The sequence below is a fragment of the Pelagibacterium montanilacus genome (genome assembly GCF_003992665.1).
In the GTDB taxonomy this organism is placed as follows: domain Bacteria; phylum Pseudomonadota; class Alphaproteobacteria; order Rhizobiales; family Devosiaceae; genus Pelagibacterium; species Pelagibacterium montanilacus.
Genome location: NZ_RZMX01000027.1, coordinates 1 through 4957, shown reverse-complemented (window position 1 = coordinate 4957; position 4957 = coordinate 1). Strand labels below are relative to the sequence as shown.

Here is a 4957-nt window from a genome sequence, read left to right as displayed (position 1 = left end):
GGGGCGCCAGTCTCTCCGGGCCGGTCCCGACGTCCCCATGTTTGGGGATATGATGGATGGTGATGGCAGGAAGGGCGCTGGATTGCGCCGGGCCATTTTGTCCGCTTCAGGTTTCGAACAGCTTCTGCTGCTCGGCCCAGGATGCGGGCAACTCGGCAAGCCGGGAGAGCTTGTGGGCGGTGAGATCGGCCGGCTGGGTGCCGGCGATAATCTTGTCGACGATCGAAGGGGCCAGGAAGGCCAGGCGCAGCGCACGCCCTACGTCCGATCGATCGACGTTGTTGACCGAAGCGATGTCGCTGATGGTCCGGCCCGAGCCATCGGTCAATTGCGTGAGATAGTGATGGGCTCTCCGGATCAACCCGATCAGCGTTGCATCCGGCGCCGCGGTGCGCTGGCTTTTCTCCGAGAGAACGATCCGTGTTTCCTTGCCACGGCGGCGCAGGGCAATGGGGCACCCGATGTCGATACCGTCGCGAGATGAGGCTGTGGACCGGTCGGCGTTCCCAGGCTGGTGGCCCAGCGCAGCAGCCAGCGCCATCGTGTCGATCAGGATGACCATCCGCGCCGCGGTGAGCTCAATCCGAGTGATGAGCGTGCGGATCGTCGCGCGCTTATCTTGCGGGCTGGCTTGACGATAGGTCAAAGCCAACTTTGAAGCCTCTTTGATCAGAGCCGGAATGCTCGCGGCGGGAATGCGGCCCTCAACGAGGTTGGCCAGCCGCCGGGGGTCGGTGAAGAGGCCTAGCAGGTTCATCTCGAACGCCTGTTCGATCTCCCGCGCCGGCAGTCGCCAGCCGCGCTCATCGCTGCGCCCGCGCTCCTCAACGAGCGCTTTGGAGACATAGTAGCGATAGCGCATATCGCCCCGCCTGGTGTGGACGGACCGAAGCCTGGTGCCGTTCTCGTCATGGATGAGACCGGTCAGTAGATGCAGATCGGTTGCGTTGGTGGCAGATTTTCGAGCCGGAGCCTGAGTGGCGAGCAGGCGTTCGGCCCGCGCAAACGTCTCGGGCTCGATGATCGCCGCATGCTCGCCTTGGTGGATGACGCCCTTGTGCCTGACCTTGCCGATATAGATCGGATTGGAAAGCAGGTGATAGAGATGGCCCCGGCTGAAGGTGCGGACCTGCGGATCGGGGTCAGCTTCGCTCACAGCGATTGCGATTGATCTTACCTGACCGTCTTGGCCTTCCTGTCTCTCGCTTGCTGTGCTGGTATCTGCATCCGCCAAAGCTGCACCCTTGCGATCTGGGCATCTTCTCGCCGGAAAGCGCTCGGCATTGGCCTCGGCCACCAGCGCGCGCACCGACCCCAGTTCAAGATAGCGGCCAAAGAGATAGCGCACGATCGTCGCTTCGCCCTCATCGATTCTGAGCTTGCGGTCTTTTGCGCGATAGCCCAAGGGGACGGCGCCTCCCATCCACATGCCCTTGCGCTTGGAGGCAGCGATCTTGTCGCGGATACGCTCGGCGGTAACCTCCCGCTCGAACTGGGCGAACGAAAGCAGGACGTTCAGCGTCAGCCTGCCCATGGAGGTCGTGGTGTTGAACTGCTGGGTGACGGACACGAACGAGGCCTTGGCGCCATCTAAGATGTCCACGAGCCGCGCGAAGTCGAAAAGCGACCGGGTCAGCCGATCGATCTTGTAGACCACCACCACATCGACCTTTCCATCCCTCAGGTCGGCAAGCAGGCGCTTGAGACCGGGGCGCTCCATCGTGCCCCCCGATATGCCGCCATCATCATAGCGGTCAGCGAGCAGGCGCCAACCGAGCGAGCCCTGCGAGACGATATAGGCCTCGCAGGCTTCACGCTGGGCATCGAGGGAGTTGAACTCCTGCTCGAGCCCGTCCTCGGTAGACTTCCGGGTATAGATGGCACAGCGCAGGTGTGGAGGGGCGCTCATAGTCCAAAGAACCTCGGGCCCGACCAGTGCGCGCCGGTGATGCGCTTGGCGACTGCGCTGAGCGAACCATAGACCCGCCCGTCGAACACGATGCCCTGGTCGGTCACGTCCACCACATGCATGCGCCCGTTCCACTCGCGCATCAGCCGCGTGCCGACCGAAGGAGCCGGCGTCTTGGCCTTGCGATCGGGTGCGCCATCAGAGGCCGACATCGCATCTGCACCCTGTCGAGCCTTCCCGCTATCAGCCTTTCCAAAGCGCTGCCTGGTCCGTGCTCCCCCTTTTCCCCTGGTCCCAAGCGCAACTCTCGCCGATGAGGACAGTCCACCGAGCTTGCCGGCCTGTAGATGCCAAGCAGCCGAGCGTTCCAAAAGCGGCCTGTTGATCCCCTTGGGCGGCGCACAGCCAAAGGCCTTCTTCCATCGGGCGATGAGGTCTTCGCGTGAGAGGGCGCCGATGGCCGCGACCTCCTGCTCCAATTGGTCCGAGGCGCGCATGGCGCTCACACCGCTTTCGCATCGACGTTGACGTGATAACGTCGGACGCCCTGTTTGGTGACCTCGCTGGAAAGCTCGAGGGCCATCTTCTTTCTGACCGTACCCGAAAGAAAGCCGCGCACCGAGTGGACCTGCCAGCCGGTCGTCTCTTGCAGCTCGGCGAGCGAGGCGCCGGACTTGCGGCGCAGGTGTTTGAGCGCCGCCTCGGACTTGGAGATGCGCGGGCTGGCAGATGCCCCCACTGCCTTCACTGGACCCGACCGCCGGGTGACGTCATGGGATGCGCCGGGCTGGGGAACGCGGCTATCAGGCGCTTCTGCTGCCTTCGCCTCGGGCCCTGGTCCCGCAGCCTGCTCGGTTCCCTCACCAGCGACAGCGTCGTCCGCATCGCGCTCGGCTGGCTTTTGTTGAGTGTCGGTCGCGCGCGCCAGCTGACTGGCCTCACCGACACCAATCTGCTCTTCGGCCGCAGTCTTGGGCTCGTTCTGATCTTCGCGCGTCTGGTTGATTGTGTGCGTCATCGCTTGGCTCCCTTGCCTCAGCTGCGGGACGATCCCGCGCCGCTACCAGGGCAAGCCCGGCACCAGGCCAGGCACACAGCCCACTGCAGCCTCTCCCCGCCGCAGCACCCTCACCAATGCTTGCCGTGACGACTAAGTCGAGCGGGAATGAAGGGCCAAGGCGTTGCGCCAATGCTGGGCGCCGGAAGGCTGGCGTTGGGGCCGTTTGCCGTCAGTCCGGTTCTGGGTAGAAATAAGAGAAAGCCGCCGTTCAGGATCCGACGCCAATTCAGACATTCGCAGTTGCGCTCCGAGAACTGAAAGCTGCCGTTCGTGAGAAGATGGTGCGACCGGTAGGCGTCCAGTTGAGCAGCGCTCAACCATCCAGCCAGGCCGCGAGGCTGTCCAGAGTCTGCAGCCCGTATTCCACCGCGCCGAAACCCAAGACCACCTGACGACGTTCGCGGCTCGGGTGAAGTTGGCGCATGGTCAGCACGGTTTTCCCGTCGGTCTGCTCATCGAAGGTGACAGTCATGTAGAAGCGCTCCGGATCGTTCGGCTCGGGCGTGCCGTAGTCCACCACGATCAGTTCATTCGGCACGATCTTTAAGAAGCGCATAAGGTTGGGAATGCGCTGCGTTTTTCCTTCAAACGTACCCACCATGTCGAAGTGCCATTCCCCACCCTCGCGGATATCGGCATTCTGGCTCTCGATAGTGAGGCCAGCCGGACCATACCACTGAGCCAGCGCTTCGGGGTCCATCCACGCGGCAAAGACCTTGCGGCGCGGGTGCTTGAGCACCTTTACCAGTACGATCTCACGGTCGAGCGACCAGCTCTCAAACAGCTTTTCCATCATCGTTCCCTTCCGCGTTGTCCAGATAGGCTTCCAGCCGGTCGAGCCGCTCGGCCCAGCCAAGGCGCTCCGCTTCCATCCAATTTGCCGCCTCCTCGAACCGCGCCCGCTCCAGGCGGCACCAGCGGCTGCGCCCGCGTTTCTCGCTGGCAATCAATCCGCAATCTTCGAGCACCTTGAGATGCTGAGCAAAGGAGGGGAGCGCCATGTCGAAAGGCTTCGCGAGCACACTGACAGGCATCTCTCCCTCGGCCAGACGCGATATCACCGCCCGGCGCGTCGGATCGCTCAGGGCATGGAAGGCAAGATCGAGCGGGGTCGAGTGAAAGGGCATATCGCTGCGTAAATCGCCCCGCCGCGTCAGTCAAGGTAAAAAAGGCACTTGCCTTAGTGTTTCGATGCAGTTAGAAAGGCGGATACCTTAGTATTTACGGAGCACTACAATGACAGTTCGTGTCGATCTCATGATCTCGCTCGATGGTTTCGCAACGACGACGGACCAGACACCAGACAATCCGTTCGGCCAGGACTGGTCGCGCCTGACAGATGCCTATGTCGCGACACGGACTTTCCGGGATCGCGTGCTGCACGACACCAGCGGCAAAGGCACCACCGGTATCGACGATGAATATGCGAAGGACTACTTCGACAACATCGGTGCCGAAATCATGGGAGCGGGCAAGTTCGGGCTGCACAACTTCCCCGATGATCCGAACTGGAAGGGTTGGTGGGGTGACGAGCCGCCATTCCGCTGCCCGGTCTTCGTCCTGACGCACACGCCGCGACCTTCAATCGAAATGGCTGGCGGCACCACTTTCCACTTCATCGCCGCGAGCCCGGATGATGCGCTTCAGAAGGCCGCAAAGACCGCGAACGGCAAGGACGTGCGGATAGGGGGCGGACCAACCATGGTTCGCGACTATCTCAAGGCCGGACTTGTGGACCGGCTGCACGTTGCGATCGTACCAATCGTGCTGGGACGAGGCATACGCCTCTGGGACGATCTGCGTGGCTTGGAAGCTGGCTACACTGTGAGGTCGGAAACGGCCGAGAGCGGGACCATCCACCTCACATTTCAGCGCTAGATGCCAGCTCATGACCTAGGCGTTCAGGGGATTGCCACGGGTTCATTGAGGCCATCCCTTTCCTCTCCGGACAAAGTCCATTTTCTAGGTTCCGCAACCGAAAGCCGTCG

The 4957-nt window shown here is 62.4% G+C and carries 6 protein-coding genes; 1 reads left to right on the top strand and 5 read right to left on the bottom strand.

Translation table 11 applies throughout. The annotated features are described in order from the left end of the window. Window positions 1-106: 106 nt before the first annotated feature. From EO136_RS10005 to EO136_RS09985, 5 genes are all read right to left on the bottom strand, one after another. On the bottom strand, window positions 107-1909 hold the full coding sequence (locus tag EO136_RS10005; protein WP_127143080.1) for a recombinase family protein: 1803 nt from the start codon (window positions 1907-1909) through the stop codon (window positions 107-109). Further along, window positions 1906-2406: a DUF2924 domain-containing protein gene (locus tag EO136_RS10000; RefSeq protein ID WP_127143079.1), complete on the bottom strand. Its 501-nt coding sequence runs from the start codon at window positions 2404-2406 to the stop codon at window positions 1906-1908. Before EO136_RS10000 ends, EO136_RS10005 begins: the two co-directional genes overlap by 4 nt. Window positions 2407-2411: 5 nt before the next feature. Next, the gene (locus tag EO136_RS09995) at window positions 2412-2927 is read right to left on the bottom strand and encodes a DUF3489 domain-containing protein (RefSeq protein ID WP_127143078.1); all 516 of its coding nucleotides are present in this window, start codon (window positions 2925-2927) and stop codon (window positions 2412-2414) included. Window positions 2928-3282: 355 nt separating this feature from the next. Then, window positions 3283-3762, bottom strand: coding sequence for an SRPBCC family protein (locus EO136_RS09990; RefSeq protein ID WP_127144080.1), 480 nt, complete (start codon window positions 3760-3762; stop codon window positions 3283-3285). Continuing rightward, window positions 3746-4096: an ArsR/SmtB family transcription factor gene (locus EO136_RS09985; RefSeq protein WP_127144079.1), complete on the bottom strand. Its 351-nt coding sequence runs from the start codon at window positions 4094-4096 to the stop codon at window positions 3746-3748. The genes EO136_RS09990 and EO136_RS09985 overlap by 17 nt, the downstream gene beginning before the upstream one ends. A 109-nt stretch (window positions 4097-4205) precedes the next feature. Between EO136_RS09985 and EO136_RS09980 the strand changes: the two genes are divergently transcribed. Further along, complete coding sequence (locus EO136_RS09980) at window positions 4206-4847, top strand: dihydrofolate reductase family protein (RefSeq protein ID WP_127144078.1); 642 nt, start codon at window positions 4206-4208, stop codon at window positions 4845-4847. Window positions 4848-4957 lie beyond the last annotated feature (110 nt).

Coding starts and splice junctions, on each gene's coding strand:
- EO136_RS10005 (WP_127143080.1), bottom strand. CDS start 1,909: ATGAGCGCCCCTCCACACCTGCGCTGTGCCATCTATACCCGGAAGTCT.
- EO136_RS10000 (WP_127143079.1), bottom strand. CDS start 2,406: ATGCGCGCCTCGGACCAATTGGAGCAGGAGGTCGCGGCCATCGGCGCC.
- EO136_RS09995 (WP_127143078.1), bottom strand. CDS start 2,927: ATGACGCACACAATCAACCAGACGCGCGAAGATCAGAACGAGCCCAAG.
- EO136_RS09990 (WP_127144080.1), bottom strand. CDS start 3,762: ATGGAAAAGCTGTTTGAGAGCTGGTCGCTCGACCGTGAGATCGTACTG.
- EO136_RS09985 (WP_127144079.1), bottom strand. CDS start 4,096: ATGCCCTTTCACTCGACCCCGCTCGATCTTGCCTTCCATGCCCTGAGC.
- EO136_RS09980 (WP_127144078.1), top strand. CDS start 4,206: ATGACAGTTCGTGTCGATCTCATGATCTCGCTCGATGGTTTCGCAACG.